Genomic DNA, 15353 nt, shown 5'->3' with positions numbered 1-15353 from the left:
CGCGCGCAGCGCGAGGGTGCTCAGATGAGCCGGCCGCAGCCCCCCGAGAGCGTCCTGCTGCGCGGACGCGACGGCGCCATCGAGGCGCTGATCGACACCCCCGAGACGGTGCGCGGCATCGCGCTGGTGTGCCACCCGCATCCGCTGTTCGGCGGCACCAACACCAACAAGATCGTGCACACGCTCGCGCGCACGCTGCGCGAACTGGGCTACGCGGTCGTGCGCCCGAACTTCCGCGGCGTCGGCAAGAGCGAGGGCGAGCACGATCACGGCAACGCCGAGACCGAGGACATGCTCTCGGTGATCGCGTGGATGCAGTCGCGCTGGGGCACGCTGCCGCTCGCGCTGGGCGGTTTCTCCTTCGGCGCCCACGTGCAGACGCGGGTGACCGCGCGGCTCGCCGACGGCATGACGCCCGCGCACCGCATCGTGCTGGTCGGCACCGCCGCCGGCGAGGTGAGCGGCGCGCGCAGCTACACGACCGGCCCCGTGCCGAAGGACACGCTGGTGATCCACGGCGAGGAGGACGAGACCGTGTCGCTCGCGAACGTGCTCGACTGGGCGCGGCCGCAGAACCTGCCCGTCGTCGTCGTGCCCGGCGCGGACCACTTCTTCCACGCCCGCCTCACCCTCATCCGCGACATCATCCTGCGCAACTGGGCGCCGCTGTAAGCGGCCGGCGCCTTCACCGGAGAATGCCATGAAGCTCTTCGCCTCGCTGACCAGTCCCTACGCGCGCAAGGTCCGCATCATCCTCGCGGAAAAGTCCCTGCCCTGCGAACTCATCGTCGATTCGCCGTGGGAGGCGAACACGCGCGTCCCGAGCGTGAACCCGCTCGGCAAGGTGCCGGCGCTGGAAACCGACGCGGGCGAGATCTTCTTCGATTCGCCGGTGATCGCCGGCTACCTCGAGACGCTCGACGCCGGTCCGAAACTGCTGCCTGCCGACCCGCTCGAGCGCGTGCGCGTGCGCCAGATCGAGTCGCTCGCCGACGGCGTGACCGACGCCGCGGTGCTCGCCCTGCTCGAATCGCGCCGCCCCGAAGGCCTGCGCAGCGAGCCCGAGATCGACCGCCAGATCGACAAGGTCGACCGCGCGCTCGATGCCCTCGAGGCACGCGCCAGCGGCCGCGACTGGATGTACGGTAACGGCATGAGCCTGGGCGACATCGCCGTCGCCGTCGCGCTGGGCTACCTCGACCTGCGCTTCCCGCAGCACGAATGGCGGCGCGAGCATCCGGCGCTCGCGGGGCTGGCACGGCGCATGTTCGCGCGCCCGAGCTTCACCGCGACGAAGCCGCCCGTCGGCTGAGGCCGTGACGGACGTCCCCGCCGCGATCCGCGATCTTGCACGCGCGAGCCCGCTGGAGATCCGCGGGCTGCGCAAGCGTTATGGCGACAACGAGGTCGTCGCAGGCATCGACATCCGCCTGCGCGCGGGCGAGTGCTACACGCTGCTGGGCCCCAACGGCGCGGGCAAGACCACCACGCTGCGCTGCGCGCTGGGCCTCACCCGCCCCTCTGGCGGCGAGATCCTCCTCGCCGGCCTGCCGGTGTCCGAGCGCGCGCGCGAGGCGCGCATGCGCGTCGGCGTCGTGCCGCAGCAGGACAACCTAGACCCGGACTTCACCTGCGCCGAGAACCTGCTCGTCTACGGCCGCTATTTCGGCCTCGACGACGCGACCATCACCGCGCGCATCCCCGAGTTGCTCGCCTTCGCCGGCCTGGAAAGCAAGCGCGACGCGCGCATCCAGTCGCTGTCGGGCGGCATGAAGCGGCGCCTGACGCTCGCGCGCGCGCTGGTGAACCGCCCCGAGCTGCTGATCCTCGACGAACCGACCACCGGCCTCGACCCGCAGGCGCGCCACCTCATCTGGGAACGCCTCAAGCAGCTCATCCGCAACGGCACGACGGTGCTGCTGACGACGCATTTCATGGACGAGGCCGAGCGCCTCGCCGACCGCCTCGCGATCCTCGACGGTGGACGCATCCTCACCGAAGGCAGCCCGCGCGAGGTGATCGCGGCGCAGATCGAGGCACAGGTGGTCGAGGTGTATGGCGACTGGAACGGCGCCGGGCGCGAGAGCCGCAGCGGCATCAGCGGCGCGCAGGCCTGGGCCGAGGCGCACGCGGGGGCCTTCGCGCGCCGCTACGAGGTGAGCGGCGAGACCGCCTTCTGCTACCTCGACGACGCGGCGCCGCTGATGGCCCACCTCGCGGAGCAGCCGGGCCTGCGCTACCTGCGCCGGCCGGCGAACCTCGAGGACGTGTTCCTCAAGCTCACCGGCCGCGACCTGCGCGACTGAGAAGACTGCACCGATGGCAACCACCAGCCTCCGCTCGACCTTCCGCACCCCGCGCCTGTCGCGCCGCTTCGTGCCGGTGTGGCAGCGCAACTTCCTCGTGTGGCGCAAGCTCGCGCTGCCCTCGGTGCTGGGCAACCTCGCCGACCCGATGATCTACCTCTTCGGCCTGGGCTTCGGCATCGGCATGCTGGTGCCCGAGATCGGCGGCGTGTCCTACATCAGCTTCCTCGCCGCGGGCATGGTGTGCTCGTCGACGATGAACAGCGCGTCCTTCGAGGTGTTGTACTCGTCCTTCTCGCGCATGCACGTGCAGCGAACCTGGGACGCGATCATGAACGCGCCCGTGGAGCTCGACGACATCGTGTTCGCGGAGCTGGTGTGGGCGGCCTCCAAGGCGCTGCTGTCGGGCATCGCGATCCTCGTCGTGATCGCCGTGTTCGGCCTCGTCGACAGCCGCTACGTGCTGTGGCTGCTGCCGCTGATCTTCCTCATCGGGCTCAGCTTCGGCGCGGTCGGATTGGTGATCACGGCGATCGCGCCGAGCTACGACTTCTTCATGTACTACTTCACCCTCTTCATCACGCCGATGACGCTGCTCTCGGGCGTGTTCTTCCCCGCCGACCAGCTCCCCGCGGCAGTGCAGTTCGCCGCCTCGCTGCTGCCGCTCGCGCACGCGGTCGAGCTCGCGCGCCCGCTGCTGCTGGGGAAGCTGCCCGACGACATCCTGCTGCATCTGGCCGTGCTCGCGGCCTACGGCATCGCCGGCTTCTGGGTCGCGCTGGGGCTGACACGGCGGCGCCTGCTGGGCTGACGCCCGGATCGTAGGGCGGGAGGAGCCGAAGGCGTATCCCGCCACACGACGATCGGGCGGATTCGAACGCCTGGATTGGCGGGATACGCTACGCTCGTCCCGCCCTACACGGGTTTGTGCGATTGCCCGGCCTCGTGATGGCCGAGCGGGTCCGCGACCTGCATCGCCCCTCCGCCGGAACGGACGTTCCTCATGCCTCGCCGCGCCGCATTACGGCCAGCGTCGCCGCGAGGCGCGCCATGCGCCGCCGCAGACTCTCCCGGTCCTGATCGCTGTCGGCGTCCGCGAGTTGCCCGCGCAAGGATGCGATCTCGCGTCGCAGCAGCACCTCCTGCGGCACGAAGCCGGCGTTCTTGAGGATGCGGTTGGCCATCCTCTGCTCGGGTGACTGGAAGGGCTCGTCGTCGAACACGAGGGGCTTGCCCGCCCCCGGCAAGTGGTCGAGCTCGCCGCGCTTGATCGCGTCTGCGATGCGCTGCTCGGCAAGGATGTCGAAGATCGAGGACACGGTGACCGCCCGGCTGTCGTGCCCGCCGCACGGTGGGCGCTTCCTGCGATCATAGCCGATCGGGGCGCACGCTCAGGGCAGGATGAAGCTGCTCGGTTCCACCACGCTTGCCGCTGCGTCTTGCGCGGCCGCGACGCGGAAGGTGATCGGCCGCACGCCCGACAGCGCCGTGTCGCCGGGCGCGGACAGGGTCAGCGACACCGGGCGCACGCTGCCCGCCGCGACCGCGAACGCGCGCTCCCCGACCAGTTCGATGCCCGGCACGCCGCTGACCTCGACGACGAACTCGCGCGGTGCGTCATCGAGATTCTTCAGCTTCAGCGTGTAGGCGTTCTCGATCCGTCCGGCCGGCGTCTCGCGCAGCAAGGCGCCGCGGTCGCGCAGCACGTCGACCTGCAACAGCGAGCGCTGGCCCAGCGACCACGCGCCGAGCGCGACGACCGCCAGCAGCAGGCCGCCATACACGGCGAGGCGCGGGCGCCCGCCGCGGGCCGCGGACGCCGGCCCCGCCAGTTCGCGCTCGGAGGCGAAGCGGATCAGGCCGATCGGCTTGCCGACGCGCGTCATCACCGTGTCGCAGGCGTCGATGCACAGGCCGCAGTTGATGCAGCCGAGTTGCAGGCCGTCGCGGATGTCGATGCCGGTCGGGCACACTTCAACGCAGATGCCGCAGTCGATGCAGTCCCCCCCGCCGGCCCCGCCGCGCGCCTGCCGCGGCTCGCCGCGCCGGATGTCGTAGCTGACGGTCGCGGTGTTGCGGTCGAACATCACGCCCTGGAAGCGCGAGTACGGGCACATGTGCTGGCACACGGCCTCGCGCGCGAAGCCCGCCTGCACGTAGGTGAACAGGCCGTAGAAGACGAGCCAGAAGCCCTCCCACGGACCGGTGTCGCCCACGGCAAGCGCCGGCAGCAGTTCGCGGATGGGCGTGAAGTAGCCGACGAAGGTGATCGCCGTCCATGCCGCGATCAGCAGCCACAGACTGTGCTTCGCGCCCTTGAGCATCAGCTTGCGCGCGCTCGTCGGCCCCTGGTCGAGCCTCAGGCGGTCGAGGTGGTCGCCCTCGACCTTCGCCTCGATCCACGTGAAGATCGTCGTATACACCGTCTGCGGACAGGCGAAGCCGCAGAACAGGCGCCCGGCGAGCGCAGTGACGAGGAACAGCGCGGTCGCCGCAAGGATCAGCGCCAGCGCGAGCAGCAGCGCGTCCTGCGGCCACAGCACGAGGCCGAAGAGGTAGAACTTCTCGTGCGCGATGTCGAAAAGCACGGCCTGCCGCGCAATGCCGTTACTCTCCCACGTCAGCCAGCAGCCGCCGTAGAAGACGAACTGCGTGAGCCACACGATGGCCCAGCGCAGCGCGTTGAAGCGCCCCGCGACGGCGCGCGCGTGGATCTTTCCCTTCCTGCGGTACAGCTCCAGCTTCGCCTCGCGAACCTTGCTGACGGACTTGCCCATTCCTGCCTTCCTCCGCATGCGTACCCGGGGGACAATTCCCCTGGTCGACGCCGGAGGCGAGTACATCATCGGGCATCCGACAGGAACAGTTGCAGAGAATCACATTTCAAACAGGAACAGATTTCGCGCGACAGCGTGACCCCGAGCGCAACTGTGCCGATCGGAAACCCGTTCGGCTGTGTCTGTGATCGGGAGGGAGAGCGGACCAGAATGGGCGAATTGCACAATGGGCGCACGGCCATGACGACGATCGCACTCCCCGCTCCCCCGCCGCAGCAGGTCGCGGCGGCGGGGCGGGTTCCCGGCAACTCCGGCATCTGGGTGGGCATCACCTGCGAGTTCGTCGAGTTCGCGGTGCTCTTCATCGTCTATTTCGTCGCCCGCGCGCATTTCCCCGAGGCCTTCGAGCACGGCTCGGAGCGCCTGTCGCGCATCTCCGGCACCGTCATCACGCTGCTGATGGTGACCAGCAGCTTCTTCATCGCCGCCTCGGTCGTGACGATGCGCGCCGGCCAGCGCCGGCGCTCGCTGTGGTGGCTGGTCGCGGGGCTGGTCGTCGCGCTGGGCTATCCGGTGGCGAAGTTCCTCGAGATCCGCTGGAACCTCGCGCACGGCATCGACGGCGAGGCGGGCATCTTCTTCACCGTCTACTACTACCTGACGATCAACCATCTGGTGCATGCGAGCTGGGGCATCCTCGGCATGCTGTGGGTGCTCGCGCGCCACATCGCCGGCGCGTACTCGGCCGAGGAGCACGGCGGGCTGGAGGCGCTGGCGAGCTACTGGCACGCCACCGACATCATCTGGCTGGTCCTCTTCCCCTTCTTCTACGTGCTGGCCTGACCCATGCGCCCGACCGAACGGAAACCCGCCACCGCGCTCGCCCCGCTGACCGCCGCCTGGCTGATCCTCGTCGCACTGACGCTCGTGAGCCTCGGCCTCGGCCAGTGGTTCCACGGCGCGGCATGGCTGCCGGTGGTGGTCGCGGCCATCGTATGGGCCAAGGGCATGCTGGTCGCGCAGCGCTTCATCGAAGCCGAGCTCGCCCACCCCTTCATCCGCCGCGTGCTGAAGGTCTTCGTCGCCTTCGCGCCGCTCGCGCTGGTGCTGATCGCGTTCTTCGGCCGCGAGTTCGCGCGCTGGGCGACGCTATAGCTGGCGCGCAATCAGGCGACCGAGGGTGACCATCGCCGCCTGCTGGCGCTCCGAGTCGGGATGGCCGAAGTTGAGCCGCAGCCAGTGGCCGAACTCGCGCTTGGCGGAAAAGATCGGCCCCGGCGCGATGCTGATGCCGTGCGCGAGCGCCTGCTGGTGCAGTAGCAGGGTGTCGACCTGGCGCGGCAGCTCCAGCCACACGAAGTAGCCGCCCTGCGGCCGAGCGAGCCGCGTGCCGGGCGGGAAATGCCGCTCGATCGCGGCGATCAGCGCGACCTCCTGTTCCGCCAGCTTGCGCCGCAACTGGCGCAGGTGGTTCTCGTAGCCGCCCTGTTTCAGGTAGTCCGCCAGCGCGATCTGCACCGGCACCGTCGTCGCGAGGCTGGTCGCGAGCTTCAGGCGCTGGATGCGGTCGGCGTAGCGCCCCGCCGCGACCCAGCCGACGCGGTAGCCGGGCGCGAGGCACTTCGAGAACGAGGACACGTGCATCACCAGGCCGTCGGCATCCACCGCTTTGGTGCACAGCGGCGCCTGCCGGCCGAAGTACAGCTCGGCATAGACGTCGTCCTCGATCAGCGGCACCTCGAAGCGGCGCAGGAGTTCGATCAGATCCTTGCGGCGCTCATCCGGCACGAGGCTGCCGGTCGGGTTGGCGAAGTTCAGCATGAAGAGACAGGCCTTCACCGGATGGTGGCGCAGCGCGTCCTCCAGTGCCGGCAGGCTCACGCCCTCACGCGGGTGGGTCGGGATCTCGATGACCTTGAGCCCCAGCCGCTCGCTCGCCTGCAGCCCGGCGTAGAAGGTCGGCGACTCGATCGCGATCAGGTCGCCGGGGCGCGTGACCGCCTGCAGGCACAGGTTGAGCGCCTCCATCGCGCCCGAGGTGATCACGATCTCCTGCGGCGACACCGGCGCGCCGTGCGCGAGATAGCGTAGCGCGAGCTGCCGGCGCAGCTCCTCGTTGCCCGGCGGCAGGTCGGTCACGGTCGCGAGCGGATCGAGCCGGCGCGCCGCATGCGCGAGGAAGCGTCCGAGCTTGTCTAGCGGATACAGGTAGGGGCTGGGGAAGCTCGAACCCAGCGGCACGATGCCGGGATCGCGCACGCTGTCGAGGATCTGGAAGATGAAGTCGCTCACCTCGAGCTGCGTCGAGCCGCCGACCGGGCGCGTCATGTCCGGTTCGGGCAGGTTGCGGCCGAGCCGGGCGCGCACGAAGTAGCCCGACTTCGGCCTTGCCTCGATCAGGCCGCGTCCTTCCAGCAGGTAGTAGGCCTGCGTGACGGTGATCGGGCTGAGCTTGTGCGTGCGGCAGGCCTGGCGCACCGACGGCAGCCGGTCGCCGGCGCGCAGCACGCCGTCGATGATGAGTTTTTCCGTCTGCTCGGCGAGGTCCTGGTAGCGGCTCATGAGGCGATGTTAGCAGGGGCAAACATCGTGGGAGCGGCTTCGTGTGGGAGCGGCTTCAGCCGCGAATGGGCCGCGACGAGTGCGGCACCGCCCATTCGCGGCTGAAGCCGCTCCCACAAGGCTGCCACATTACCCGCCCACCCGCCTCGGTACCGCCCCCTGTCGCGCGATGCCGTTCTTGGCGACAATGTGCGCCCTGCGCCACCATTCATGGTTAGAAAGGAGACGAGCCGTGCTCGAAACAATGATGACTGGCACCTTCTGGATCTCGGTGCTGCAGATCATCGCGATCGACATCCTGCTCGGCGGCGACAACGCGGTCGTGATCGCGCTGGCGTGCCGCAAGCTGCCCGAACACCAGCGCAACAAGGGCATCGCGTGGGGCGTGGTCGGCGCGATCGCGCTGCGCATCGTGCTGATCTTCTTCGCGCTGCAACTCCTCGCGCTGCCCTTCCTGAAGGTCGTCGGCGCGCTGCTGCTGCTGTGGATCGGCGTGAAGCTGATGCAGCCGGAGGACGAAGACGAACACGGCAGCATCGAAGGCTCCACGCATCTCCTCGGCGCGATCAAGACCATCGTCATCGCCGACGCGGTGATGAGCCTGGACAACGTGATCGCGGTCGCCGGCGCGGCCAAGGGCGACCTCGGCCTCGTGGTCTTCGGCATCGTCGTGAGCATCCCCATCATCGTGTGGGGCAGCAAGTTCGTGCTCAAGCTGATGGACCGCTTCCCGATGGTCATCACGCTGGGCGCCGCGTTGCTCGGCTGGATCGCCGGTGGCATGCTGGTCGGCGACGTGGTGGTGAAGCCGTATGTCGAGCACCTGCCCGGCTGGCTGCACTATGTGACCTCGGTCGCGGGCGCGCTGCTCGTCGTCGCCGTGGGCGCCTGGCTCGCGAAGCGCCAGGCGGGCCCAGCGGCCCCGCTCGTCGAACTCGCGGTCGAGGAGACCGGCGACAACGGCGCCCGACGCCACTGACCGTGCAGACAAGGAGATCGTGATGCTCAAGGTGCTCGTCCCCCTCGACGGCTCGGAGAACGCCAACCGCGTGCTCGACCACCTGATGAAGCTGCGCGCGCTGAGCGGCGAACTGGACCTCCACCTGCTCAACGTGCAGATTCCCATCGACGGCCACGCCCGCAGCTTCGTCAGCCACGACGATCTCGAGACCTGGCACCGCGAGGAAGGCCTCGCCGCGCTGGCCACCGCACGGGCGGCGCTCGACGCGGCCGGGCTGCCCTACACCCACCACATCGCGGTCGGCCACGTCGCCGACACCATCGTCCGTTACGCGACCGAGCACCGCTTCGACAAGATCGTCATGGGCACGCACGGGCGCGGCGCACTGCTGCAGGCGCTGCTCGGCTCCGTCGCCCACGCCGTGCTGGAGCGTTCACCGGTACCCGTGACGCTGGTGAAGCCGCTCCCGCCTGCCTGATCCGCAGCCTGTTCACCGCAGGCGGCGGGCACACGCCATGCCGCACGATTTTCCGCGGCAGGCCTTCCACCGCACGGCGGCCCGGTCCGTTTCCCGGCACGGCAGGGCACCCCACGCGGCGATCGCCCGCAACCGATGTCACCCACATCGGGTACTTGCGCGTTATATTGACGCACGCAGGTGCATGACCGCAGCTCTCGACACAACCGCCACGGAACGCCGCCGACGGGAGGACGCATACGCGCCGTGCGACGTACCCCGTACAACAAGGAGATACCCGCATGTCCCGCTTGATCACCGCAGTCCTCGCCAGCCTGTTCGTCGCCGGCACCGCCTTCGCGCAGGCCCCCGCCGGCGATTCGATGTGCGAATCCAAGGCCGTCGACAAGAACGGCAAGCCGCTCGTCGGCGCCGCCAAATCGTCCTTCATGAAGAAGTGCCACGCCGACGCCGTGAATACCGAGTGCTCGGCGAAGGCCCTCGACAAGAATGGCAAGCCGCTCGCCGGCGCGGCGAAGAACTCCTTCATGAAGAAGTGCCAGGCCGACATGAAGGCCGCCAAGTAAGGGCGCGCGCCGCCCGCCCCCACAGGAGCCGGCCACCGAGCCGGCTTTTCGTTTGCGCCGCACGCACGAGGCCGGCAGGCGCGATGCCCCTGACGCCATCGTGCTTGTTTCGCCTTCCCCAGCGACTATCCTGAAAAATCCGAGGAGGGCGAGCGCATGGACCAGATCGTATTGCTGATCGGAACGCGCAAGGGTGCGTTCCTCCTGCACAGCGACGCCGGGCGGCGCGAGTGGCGCCTCACCGGCCCGCATTTTCTCGGCTCGGCGGTGCACCACATGGTGCTCGACCCGCGCGACCACAGGACGCTGCTGCTGGGCACCCGCCCGGGGCATCTCGGCCCGACGGTGTTCCGCTCGACCGACCTGGGCGAACACTGGCAGGAGGCCAGCAAGCCTCCCGCCTTCGCACCCTCTGCCGACCCCAAGGCGACGAGCGTGGATATCGTCTTCTGGCTCGCCCCGGGCCACGCCTCCGAGCCGGGCGTGTGGTATGCCGGCACGGTGCCGCCGGGCCTCTTCCGCTCGGAGGATGGCGGCGACACCTGGCAGGAAGTGCCGGGCTTCAACCACGAGCTCCTGCCCAACCTGCGCGAGGTCATCGGCCCGATTCCGGGCGGCCCGCCGCTCCATTCGATCTGCATCGACCCGCGCGATGCGCGCCACCTGTACGTGTCGCTGTCCTCGGGCGGCACCTTCGAGAGCACCGACGCCGGGGCGAACTGGCGTGCACTCAACCGCGGCATCGCCGCCGACTTCCTGCCCGACCCCGATGCCGACGTGGGCCACGATCCGCACCGCGTCGCGCTGCATCCGCTCAAGCCGGACCGCCTGTACCAGCAGAACCACTGCGGCATCTACCGCCTCGACCGTCCCGGCGACCGCTGGCAGCGCATCGGCCGCGCGATGCCGACGGAGGTCGGCGACATCGGCTTCCCCATCGTGCTCCATCCGCGCGACCCCGACACGCTGTGGGTGTTCCCGATGGACGGCACCGAGAATTGGCCGCGCACCTCGCCCGGCGGCAAGCCGGCGGTGTATCGCAGCCGCGACGGCGGCGAGAGCTGGGAGCGTCAGGACAACGGCCTGCCGCGCGGCCACGCATGGTGGACGGTGAAGCGCCAGGCCTTCTGCGCCGACGCCGGCCACCCGCTCGGCCTGTATTTCGGCACCACCAGCGGCGAACTGTGGGGCAGCCACGACGAGGGCGACACCTGGCTCCCCCTCGCCGAGCACCTGCCGGAGATCTTCTCCGTCGAGTTCGCCGCGCCCGCGCCATGAGCGCCCCCGCCCGTCCGTCCGAAGGGGGCGCCCTTCCTCCCTTGGGGAGGGTGGAGCGCAGCGACAGGAGGGTCGTACAGTGAGCGTCCGCGTCGTCGTCCCCGGCCAGCTCTACAGCTACACCGGCGGCCAGTCGCAGCTCACTGCCGAGGGGACGACGCTGGGCGAGGTGCTCGACGAGCTCGACTGCCGCCATCCCGGCCTGCGCTTTCGCGTCGTCGACGAACACGGCGCGATCCGTCCGCACGTGCGCTTTTTCATCAACCGCGAACCCGCGCTCGCGCTGTCGTGCGCACTCGCCGACGGTGACGAACTCCTCATTGTCGGCGCGTTGAGCGGCGGATAGGTTGCCTGCTGTCGGGCAGATCCCGGTCGCATCGGGCCGCCGCCCCGACCGGTGCAGGCGCGTGCACAGACGGGGGCGAAGCGATGGCGAGTCCGGTGATCTTCATCAGCTACCGACGGGACGACGCCAGCGGCGACGCCGGCCGCATCTTCGACCGTCTCGTCGAACAGTTCGGCCGGGAGCGCGTGTTCCGCGACGTCGACGCCATTCCCGCCGGCGAGGATTTCGTCGAGGCGATCCGCCGCAAGATCGAACAAGCCGACGTGCTGCTGGTGCTGATCGGCAAGCAGTGGCTCACCGCGACCGACGACGCGGGGCACTGGCGCCTCGCCGACGACAAGGATTTCGTCCGCACCGAGATCGTCAGCGCACTCAGGCGCGGCATGCGCGTGATTCCGGTACTGCTGGAAGACGCCGAGATGCCGCGTGCGCAGGATCTGCCCGGGGGGCTCGCACCGCTCGCGCAGCGCAACGCCTTCGAGATCCGCAACGCGAGCTTCGACCGCGACCTCGCCGAGCTCATCCGCATCCTCGCGCCGGGCTGGCGCCACAAGCTGTTCCGCATCCTGCGCCAACGCCCGCTGCAGGCGGCCGTCGCGCTCGCCGCTGCACTCCTCGCCGGCCTGTGGGCCTACCCGCTGGTCGTCGACACGCCCGACAAGGTGCGCGTTCGCATCAACCAGATGGGCCTCGCCTGGGATCCCGCGACCTTCGTCGAGCTCGCCGAAAAGAATGACGCCGACGCCGTCGCGCTCTACCTGCGCGCCGGCATGCCGGTCGACAGCGTCGACGCGAACGCGGTCAATGTGACGGCGCTGATGCGTGCGGCACGGGCCGGTCATGTCGCGCTCGTGAAGCTGCTGGTGAAGCACGGCGCGGACGTCAATCGTGCCCTTCCCTGGGCCGCCGGCGCCGGCCGCGCCGAGGTGCTGGAGCTGCTGCTCGCGCAACAGCCCTCGCGCGAGGCGATCAACCGCGCGATGGTTGCTGCGGCCGACACCGATCTCGCGGTGCTGAAGCGCCTGCTCGACCTGGGTGCCGCGGTCGATTACCGGGAAGACGGCGGCGACACGGCCCTGGGCTACGCCGCCGGCGCGCTCAAACTCGACGCCGCACGCGAGCTGCTCGCGCGCGGCGCGAACCCCAACCCCGACAAGCCGGATGGATGGCTGCCGTTGCACCGCGCGGTCTATGCGAGCCGCCAGGAGGGCAAGGACCTCGAGCACCAGCTCGAACTCGTGCAGCTCCTGCTCGACGAGGGGGCACAACTCGAAGCACGCACGCGCTCGATGTCGGACTGGCAGCCCACGCCGCTGCTGCTCGCGCTGCACAAGCCGGCGCCCGAGCTGGCCCTGTTCCTGATCGAGAGAGGCGCCGACGTGAACGCCGCAAGCGCCGACCGGAGCGGCATCGACGGGCAATCGGCCCTGATGGTTGCCGCAACGGGTGGCCAGGCCGCAGTCGTCGACGCCCTGCTCGCCAGGGACGCCGCGATCGGCGCACGCAACGGCCGCGGCGAAACCGCGCTGATGGCGGCCGCCGGCGGCTATGGCGACGCACAAATGGCGATCGCACGCCGCCTGCTCGACGCCGGCGCCGAACTCGACGCAAGGAGCGATTCCGGCTCGACGCCATTGATCCGCGCCGCCGGCAGCAGGAACGACGTGCTGCCCCTTCTGCTGGAGCGCGGCGCCGCCGTCAATGCCACGACGAAGAACGGCTGGACCGCGCTGATGGTCGCCGCGCAGGTCGGCAACGACGACTACGTACGCGCGCTGCTCGCGCGGGGCGCCAATGCACGCGTCCTCAACGAGGACGGCGAAAGCGCTGCCAGCCTGGCCGCAAAGGGCGGCTACAACCGCGTGTTGCGCACCCTGGGCGCCCCGCCCGTGCGTGCCGCAGGCGATCAGTAAGCGACCGAGAAGCGCTGCCGCGCGTGCGCGGGGCGTTCCAGCTCGTCGATCATCGCCACCGCGTAGTCCGCGAGCGAGATGCGGCTTACCCCCTGCGCGTCGACGAGCAGCTGGTCGGAGCCCAGGCGGAAGCGCCCGGTGCGCTCGCCCGGCTCCAGATGGGCCGCGGGGCTCAGCATCGTCCACGCGAGCTCCGGCTCGGCGCGCAACAGCTGCAGCGCATCGCGCGCGCCTTCGGCCGTGCCCTTCCACTGCGCCGGGAACCCGGGCGTGTCGACGAGCTGCACGCCCGGCGCCACCTCGAGGCTGCCCGCACCGCCGACGACCAGCAGCCGCGGCACGCGCGCCTGCCTGGCCGCGGCGATGATCGAGCGCATGCCTTGCACGTAGTAGCCACGCACGTCCGCCTGCGCGTGGCCGCTGAAGGCGCTCACGACGGCGTCGTGGCCCTGCAGGCGGGATGCGAGTGCCGCGCCGTCGAGCACGTCGGTCTTGACGGCTTCGAGTCCGGGTTGCGCCGCCAGCTTCGCGGGATTGGAGACGAGGGCCGTGACGCGGTGGCCGCGCGCGAGGGCTTCCTTCAGCAGGGCCGAACCGACATAGCCGGATGCGCCGATGAGAGCGATGTTCATGAATGTCACCTGATTCAAGCGATGGGGGGTGGATGGGTCGCTGTCTGCAACGGCGCCATCTTCACATTGCGCATTGTTTTCAAAAACAGTTCAGTTCAGAATTCACTGTTTTCAATTCAAAGACAACGGCCAGATATGGGCATCGCCGACCGCATCGACCTCAACGGATTGCAGATCTTCGCCGCCGTTGCCGAAGCCGGCGGCTTCACCGCCGCGGCCGATCGCCTGGGCATCGCCAAGGCCAAGGTCAGCATCGAGATCGGCCGCCTCGAGACGCAGCTCGGCATCAGCCTGCTCAGCCGCACCACGCGTCGCGTCGCCCTCACCGAGGCCGGCCACACCCTGTACGCCGAATGCGTGCCGCGGCTGCGCGGCATCGAGGAAGCCCTCGTTCAGCTTGGCAGCCCGTCCGCGGAGTTGAGCGGGACGCTGCGCATCGGCTGCACCGTCGATCACGCGGTACAGTCCCTCGGCCGCGCCGTCTCCGAGTTCGCCGCGCAGCACCCGCAGCTGCACATCGAACTGCGCACCAGCGACCAGGTCGTCGATCTCGTCGAGGAGGGGCTGGACGTGAGCTTCCGCATGGGTTGGCTGCGCGACTCGTCGATGCGCGCCCTCAAGCTCGCCGACTTCGCGCAGTACATCGTCGCCTCCCCGGACTATCTCGCGCGCGCCGGCCAACCGCAGCACCCCGAGGAGCTCGCGCGCCACGAATGGGTCGCGCTGACGCTGTTGCCGACGCCGCTGACCTGGAGCTTCACGCATGCCGACGGACAAATCTGCAGCGTGCGCACCCGCGGCCACCTGCGCGCCGACTCCGCAGCCGCGCTGCGCGCCCTGCTCGAAGGCGGCGCCGGGATCTCGGCGCTCGACCAGTTCAGCGCCAGGCCGGCCGTCGAGAGCGGCCGGCTCGTGCGCCTGCTGCCCGCCTGGACGCCCCCCGGCGGCGGCCTCTACGCGGTCTACGCACCGGGCCGGCACCAGCCCGCGCACGCCCGCAAGTTCGTCGACTTCTACCGCCGCAGCCTGCAGCAGCGCATCGAGCAATGCTTCGGCACGCGTCCGGCTGCAGAGTCCGCGAAGGACGGCGCTGCCCGCCCATCCTGACCGGCACGCCGGGCGAACTCACGCTAGAATGGCGCCCGCCCGCCGTATCAATGCTCACGGCATCAATCCGCGGCGGGCAGACATCCATGACCGAACCGAAGCCCGCCTCCTCTCCCATGCTGTCACGCCCGCTGATGCTGGGCATCGCGCTGTCGCTCGCGCTGCATCTCGCGGTGCTGATCGGCCCGCAGGTCGACCTGCAGCCCCTGCCCGAACTGCAACGCCTCGACGTGACGCTGGTGCGCACTGCACCGCAGATCGCGGTCAGCGAAGCGCCGCCCCCCCCGCCTCCGCCGGTGAAGAAGAAACCGCGCCCCCCGGCGGAGCCGAAGACGGCGCAGGCGAACATCACCGACCAACCCGTCGCGCAGCCCGAACCGGCACCGGACCCCGTCGCCGCCGCCGAACCGCCGCCCGTCCCCGAGCC

General features: G+C 69.9%; 17 protein-coding genes and 1 pseudogene. 14 read left to right on the top strand and 4 right to left on the bottom strand.

Translation table 11 applies throughout. From position 1 onward, the window contains the following. The first annotated feature begins 24 nt into the window (after positions 1-24). The 4 genes from GO615_RS17265 to GO615_RS17250 are packed head-to-tail and all read left to right on the top strand — an operon-like array spanning position 25 to position 3117. Positions 25-672, top strand: a complete 648-nt coding sequence (locus tag GO615_RS17265) for an alpha/beta hydrolase (RefSeq protein WP_169130301.1) — start codon at positions 25-27, stop codon at positions 670-672. A gap of 28 nt (positions 673-700) precedes the next feature. Then, positions 701-1312, top strand: coding sequence for a glutathione S-transferase (locus GO615_RS17260; RefSeq protein ID WP_169130298.1), 612 nt, complete (start codon positions 701-703; stop codon positions 1310-1312). A gap of 4 nt (positions 1313-1316) precedes the next feature. Then, complete coding sequence (locus GO615_RS17255; RefSeq protein ID WP_339380065.1) at positions 1317-2306, top strand: ATP-binding cassette domain-containing protein; 990 nt, start codon at positions 1317-1319, stop codon at positions 2304-2306. Positions 2307-2319: 13 nt separating this feature from the next. After that, positions 2320-3117 (top strand): ABC transporter permease, encoded by a 798-nt coding sequence (locus GO615_RS17250; protein WP_169130296.1) that lies wholly within the window; start codon positions 2320-2322, stop codon positions 3115-3117. Positions 3118-3307: 190 nt separating this feature from the next. Here GO615_RS17250 and GO615_RS17245 read toward each other — a convergent pair whose 3' ends face one another. Together GO615_RS17245 and ccoG are read right to left on the bottom strand one after the other, a co-directional pair. After that, complete coding sequence (locus tag GO615_RS17245) at positions 3308-3625, bottom strand: DnaJ family domain-containing protein (RefSeq protein ID WP_169130294.1); 318 nt, start codon at positions 3623-3625, stop codon at positions 3308-3310. A gap of 72 nt (positions 3626-3697) precedes the next feature. Further along, on the bottom strand, positions 3698-5083 hold the full coding sequence (ccoG, locus tag GO615_RS17240) for a cytochrome c oxidase accessory protein CcoG (RefSeq protein ID WP_169130291.1): 1386 nt from the start codon (positions 5081-5083) through the stop codon (positions 3698-3700). 240 nt (positions 5084-5323) lie between these two features. Between ccoG and GO615_RS17235 the strand changes: the two genes are divergently transcribed. After that, complete coding sequence (locus GO615_RS17235; protein ID WP_169130289.1) at positions 5324-5926, top strand: cytochrome c oxidase subunit 3 family protein; 603 nt, start codon at positions 5324-5326, stop codon at positions 5924-5926. A 3-nt stretch (positions 5927-5929) separates the two neighbouring features. Continuing rightward, entirely contained in the window at positions 5930-6238 is a 309-nt protein-coding gene (locus GO615_RS17230) for a hypothetical protein (protein WP_169130287.1), read from the top strand. Here the strand turns inward: GO615_RS17230 and GO615_RS17225 are convergent. Then, a complete protein-coding gene (locus tag GO615_RS17225) occupies positions 6233-7645 on the bottom strand; it encodes an aminotransferase-like domain-containing protein (RefSeq protein WP_169130285.1) in 1413 nt (470 codons plus the stop codon). The two genes, GO615_RS17230 and GO615_RS17225, sit on opposite strands and share 6 nt — an antisense overlap. 232 nt (positions 7646-7877) lie before the next feature. On the opposite strand from GO615_RS17225, the gene GO615_RS17220 reads away from it, so the two are divergent. From GO615_RS17220 to GO615_RS17195, 6 genes are all read left to right on the top strand, one after another. After that, positions 7878-8624: a TerC family protein gene (locus tag GO615_RS17220; protein WP_339380064.1), complete on the top strand. Its 747-nt coding sequence runs from the start codon at positions 7878-7880 to the stop codon at positions 8622-8624. 22 nt (positions 8625-8646) lie between these two features. Continuing rightward, positions 8647-9084: a universal stress protein gene (locus GO615_RS17215; protein WP_169130283.1), complete on the top strand. Its 438-nt coding sequence runs from the start codon at positions 8647-8649 to the stop codon at positions 9082-9084. Between the two features lie 281 nt (positions 9085-9365). Continuing rightward, positions 9366-9650: a hypothetical protein gene (locus GO615_RS17210; protein WP_169130281.1), complete on the top strand. Its 285-nt coding sequence runs from the start codon at positions 9366-9368 to the stop codon at positions 9648-9650. Between the two features lie 156 nt (positions 9651-9806). Beyond that, positions 9807-10928 (top strand): beta propeller repeat protein, encoded by a 1122-nt coding sequence (locus GO615_RS17205; RefSeq protein WP_169130279.1) that lies wholly within the window; start codon positions 9807-9809, stop codon positions 10926-10928. A gap of 79 nt (positions 10929-11007) precedes the next feature. Then, the gene (locus GO615_RS17200; protein ID WP_169130277.1) at positions 11008-11274 is read left to right on the top strand and encodes a MoaD/ThiS family protein; all 267 of its coding nucleotides are present in this window, start codon (positions 11008-11010) and stop codon (positions 11272-11274) included. Between the two features lie 83 nt (positions 11275-11357). Next, positions 11358-13187 carry an ankyrin repeat domain-containing protein gene (locus tag GO615_RS17195; RefSeq protein ID WP_169130275.1) on the top strand — a complete coding sequence of 610 codons (1830 nt, stop codon included), beginning with the start codon at positions 11358-11360 and terminating at the stop codon, positions 13185-13187. On the opposite strand, the gene GO615_RS17190 is transcribed toward GO615_RS17195, so the two are convergent. After that, a complete protein-coding gene (locus GO615_RS17190; protein WP_169130272.1) occupies positions 13181-13819 on the bottom strand; it encodes an NAD(P)-dependent oxidoreductase in 639 nt (212 codons plus the stop codon). The genes GO615_RS17195 and GO615_RS17190 overlap by 7 nt on opposite strands. Positions 13820-13954: 135 nt before the next feature. On the opposite strand from GO615_RS17190, the gene GO615_RS17185 reads away from it, so the two are divergent. Both GO615_RS17185 and GO615_RS17180 read left to right on the top strand, forming a co-directional pair. Continuing rightward, positions 13955-14926, top strand: a complete 972-nt coding sequence (locus GO615_RS17185) for a LysR family transcriptional regulator (RefSeq protein ID WP_169130270.1) — start codon at positions 13955-13957, stop codon at positions 14924-14926. A gap of 86 nt (positions 14927-15012) precedes the next feature. Further along, positions 15013-15353: pseudogene (locus tag GO615_RS17180) on the top strand (DUF3108 domain-containing protein); the annotation flags it as partial.

Origin of the sequence: Aromatoleum evansii, assembly GCF_012910805.1 — a bacterium.
Taxonomy (GTDB): Bacteria; Pseudomonadota; Gammaproteobacteria; order Burkholderiales; family Rhodocyclaceae; genus Aromatoleum; species Aromatoleum evansii.
Note: the sequence above shows the minus strand (reverse complement) of the source record. Positions and strands in the feature narration are given on the sequence as shown.

Bases quoted from the DNA above. Each gene is read 5' to 3' on its own strand.
- GO615_RS17265 (WP_169130301.1), top strand. From the start codon at position 25: ATGAGCCGGCCGCAGCCCCCCGAGAGCGTCCTGCTGCGCGGACGCGAC.
- GO615_RS17260 (WP_169130298.1), top strand. From the start codon at position 701: ATGAAGCTCTTCGCCTCGCTGACCAGTCCCTACGCGCGCAAGGTCCGC.
- GO615_RS17250 (WP_169130296.1), top strand. From the start codon at position 2,320: ATGGCAACCACCAGCCTCCGCTCGACCTTCCGCACCCCGCGCCTGTCG.
- ccoG (WP_169130291.1), bottom strand. From the start codon at position 5,083: ATGGGCAAGTCCGTCAGCAAGGTTCGCGAGGCGAAGCTGGAGCTGTAC.
- GO615_RS17235 (WP_169130289.1), top strand. From the start codon at position 5,324: ATGACGACGATCGCACTCCCCGCTCCCCCGCCGCAGCAGGTCGCGGCG.
- GO615_RS17230 (WP_169130287.1), top strand. From the start codon at position 5,930: ATGCGCCCGACCGAACGGAAACCCGCCACCGCGCTCGCCCCGCTGACC.
- GO615_RS17225 (WP_169130285.1), bottom strand. From the start codon at position 7,645: ATGAGCCGCTACCAGGACCTCGCCGAGCAGACGGAAAAACTCATCATC.
- GO615_RS17215 (WP_169130283.1), top strand. From the start codon at position 8,647: ATGCTCAAGGTGCTCGTCCCCCTCGACGGCTCGGAGAACGCCAACCGC.
- GO615_RS17210 (WP_169130281.1), top strand. From the start codon at position 9,366: ATGTCCCGCTTGATCACCGCAGTCCTCGCCAGCCTGTTCGTCGCCGGC.
- GO615_RS17205 (WP_169130279.1), top strand. From the start codon at position 9,807: ATGGACCAGATCGTATTGCTGATCGGAACGCGCAAGGGTGCGTTCCTC.
- GO615_RS17195 (WP_169130275.1), top strand. From the start codon at position 11,358: ATGGCGAGTCCGGTGATCTTCATCAGCTACCGACGGGACGACGCCAGC.
- GO615_RS17190 (WP_169130272.1), bottom strand. From the start codon at position 13,819: ATGAACATCGCTCTCATCGGCGCATCCGGCTATGTCGGTTCGGCCCTG.
- GO615_RS17185 (WP_169130270.1), top strand. From the start codon at position 13,955: ATGGGCATCGCCGACCGCATCGACCTCAACGGATTGCAGATCTTCGCC.